The organism is Actinomycetospora sp. (assembly GCF_036497585.1).
In the GTDB taxonomy this organism is placed as follows: Bacteria; Actinomycetota; Actinomycetes; order Mycobacteriales; family Pseudonocardiaceae; genus Actinomycetospora.
Genome location: NZ_DASXJD010000168.1, coordinates 1 through 3,057, shown reverse-complemented (window position 1 = coordinate 3,057; position 3,057 = coordinate 1). Strand labels below are relative to the sequence as shown.

The following is a 3,057-nucleotide window of genomic DNA, read 5'->3' as shown; positions in this document are numbered from 1 at the left end:
TACGGGCGTGTGTGGCCGTCACGCCGCGGCCCGCGCCGGGACGCCACCGGGGGAGGTTCCGCGACGGCGAGAGATGAGGGCCCCGTAAGTCCATCCCCGGCGGCGCAGGGCCTTGGGTACGACGCAGGCTCGCGCGGAGATGTTCAGCGTCTCCCACCGGGGGAGGGAGCGGGGTGCCTGGCGGCGAACCTGCCGGACCGCTCGATCCCGTTGCTCGGTGCGTGGAGCGGGACGCAGGTAACGATCATGTAGACGGCGCCGGGCCGCCCGTCCGGCGGCTCAGCGTCGGTGAGCTTGAGCTGGGTCGGGCCCCGCTCGGTCAGCGTCCTGGAGTACGGCGGCGCCTGCCCGTTGAGCAGCTTGATGGTGCCTGCGTGCTCGGTCTCGCCGTCGATCTGAATCCACGCGTCAGTGGTGCGGTGGGTCATGGCCGTACACCGTGCCTCAGGTCGCCGCTGGCCCGCTTAGACGTCGTGACGGCGTGGATGTTCGCTCGCCGGGAGCGGGCTTTGGGTGGTCTTTGGTAGCGGGGGCAGCGCCCGACGACCGAGGCAGGTCCCGGCGTCGTCACCCATGCCCTTCGGTGAGCTGACGGACGCACAGCTCGCCAATGGGGTTGACGTAGTACATCTCGGCGCCTCCGCGTTCCCTCCGTACATAGCTGACTAGACCGAGACCCGTCAGCCTCGAGAGCACGGAGTCCACGACCTCCATAAGCTCCGGTAGCTCTGACTCCAGTTCGAAGAACTCATCGCTACCCTCGCGCTCTTCGAGATCGACAACTGTCCACGGCCGCTCCACCTTCTCGGCCATCCGCAGGAGCACCTTGAGGTCAGCCGCGTCGAGAGTGGCGAGGGCCGAGAACGCGCGGGCAGCCTTGTCCACCTTGGCGTCGTCCTCGGCGAGGACGCCGCTGGCCGCGATCCGGCCATAGAACCTCACACGCCGCTCGTCGGCTTCCCGAGTCGCGGCCTCGAGCGCCCGGCCGAGGAGGTCGAGCTTCCGGTCGTCCTCGAGGGCACGCTCGAGTAGCGCCTCAGGGGCGAGGCCGGCCTCCGCCTGCGCGGCAGCGAGAGCTTCGAGCCCGCGGTCGCGACGACGCCGGAACATCGCGAGGGCAGCCGAGCTGACGCCCTTCACGGTCCCCCCGGCAGCACCACCCACCACCGCCGCGGTCATCGGGTCGAGACCCTGAAGCTGTGCGGCCGTCTTCACGGCCTCGTTCGCAAGGCTGCTGCCGATCTCTGCCATGAACTCCGTGAGGGCCGATGGCTGATCTTCCCCGTCAGACACGGGAGCAGCGTGCCCCACGCGGTCGTACGCGACCGGGACGGACCTCACTTTGGCAGAGACTCGGCTCCCGGAGCGGAGACGCGGTAACACCCACTGCGGGCTCGCTCTGTTGATCTTCACGGACACGCTCGCGGGAGTGGTCGTCGGCCTCGGTCCTGACCCGGCGGGAGTCTGGCGCTGTGCCCGTGGCGCCACCGGCTCCGCATCCCGTAGGAGTGGAGTAGTCATGGGCTCCAGCAGAGCCGTTACAGGCGCGGGCGCCGCCCCCCATCTCGTGACTTAAGAGGCGTAGCAGGCACATAGCCCTAGGCAGAGCAACCTGTGCCTGCTGTGCTCCTTCCACCATCGCCTGATCCACCACGGCGGATGGGAGGTAACCATGATCGAAGGGCGGCCGTGGTTCACCCCGCCGGCCTGGCTGGATCCGCAGCGACAACCCCGACCCGGTGGGCCCGGGCCGTTCTGAGGTGGTCGAGCATGTCAGTGGAGGTCGAACCGCTCGGTCCACGCGAGCTTCGGCCCGCCCCCGGCGTCGAGACGACGCATGAGGAACGCGCCGACGGTGAGCTCGACGCCGCCGTCGTCCCCGGCGGAGAACCCGAGCAGCATCGCGTGGTCCTCGCAGATCGCCTCCGGACCCCATCCCGGCACGGCGTTCACCCACTCCGCCAGCCCGGTGCGCTCGGTGCCCTCGGCGCCGGGCGGGAAGACGTCGAGCCCCTCCGGCAGCTCCGTCGATACCGAGGCCTCCGCACCCTCGAGCACGGTGAGCGGCGACGAGATCACCTCGATGTGGCGCCGGCCGGTGTCCGGCATCTTCATGGTCGACACTCGGCCGAAATGGGAGTCGCCGCAGACGACGACGACGTCGTGCGCGGACCGCAGCAGCGCGCGGCACAGTTCGTCGTACTGCCGCGTGTAGGACCGCAGGTTGTCGTCGAACGCCCCTGCCGCGGCGACGATGAGGGGCTGCCCCACGACGAGGACGCCCGGACAGCGGAGCTCGTCGATCCACGTCACGAGGTCGGCGAGGTCCTCGTCGCGCATGAACCGCGGGTCCTCGCAGTCGGCGGTCGTCCGGTGGATGCGGGTGTCGGCGACGAAGACGGCGAGCTGCGGCCGCGAGCCGCGCGGGCCGACCGTCACGTGGTAGGTCGGGCGCGCCACCTGCATCCACCGCAGGTGGTCGAGGGCGGCGCGCTCGAAGGCCTCCCGGGCCTCGGGGTCCTGCAGCGAGCGCCAGAGGAACGGCGGGTCGTTGGGGTAGTCGTTCCAGAACTCGTGGTCGTCGGACACGCAGACGTTGGCCCCGAGGGTCAGGAACTCGCCCAGCACGTCCCACGACCGCTGGTAGCTGCGGGCCACGCGCCGCGCGAGCGACGCCGGAGGCTCGTGCCGGTAGAAGTCGCGGACCGGGGCGTCGAGATACACCTGGTCGCCCATGAGGACCTTGAGGTGCGGCCTCGTGGCGGGGTTGTCGTAGAGCTTCCGGTACCGCTGGGCCACCCCGCCCTGGAGGAACCGCGGTGAGCCGCGGCGGGGGAGCGCGCTGAGCAGCGTTCGCAGCCAGAGACGGACCTTGCGGATGAGCTCGGCGGCGCGCCCCCGGCGGACGGCCGCGGGGAGCTGCAACGGCAGCGCATCGAGGACCGGGGTGTCGTTCTCGACGTAGTAGCAGGACGCCGCGAGGACCCGCAGCGGGAGCTCCTCCGGCAGCGTGTCGAACCGGGCGACGAGACGTCCCCGCCGGATCGTCGGGACGAT

The 3,057-nt window shown here is 70.6% G+C and carries 3 protein-coding genes; all 3 read right to left on the bottom strand.

Annotated features, from left to right (window positions below):
- Nucleotides 1-143: 143 nt before the first annotated feature.
- Entirely contained in the window at nucleotides 144-428 is a 285-nt protein-coding gene (locus VGH76_RS16515; protein WP_331557790.1) for a hypothetical protein, read from the bottom strand.
- A 139-nt stretch (nucleotides 429-567) separates the two neighbouring features.
- Nucleotides 568-1,293, bottom strand: a complete 726-nt coding sequence (locus tag VGH76_RS16510; protein WP_331557789.1) for a hypothetical protein — start codon at nucleotides 1,291-1,293, stop codon at nucleotides 568-570.
- 480 nt (nucleotides 1,294-1,773) lie between these two features.
- The coding region (locus VGH76_RS16500) for a hypothetical protein (RefSeq protein WP_331557788.1) at nucleotides 1,774-3,057 on the bottom strand (1,284 nt) is incomplete at its 5' end.

What these genes read in the sequence shown, in the direction of transcription:
- VGH76_RS16515 (WP_331557790.1), bottom strand. Translation starts at nt 428, where the DNA reads ATGACCCACCGCACCACTGACGCGTGGATTCAGATCGACGGCGAGACC.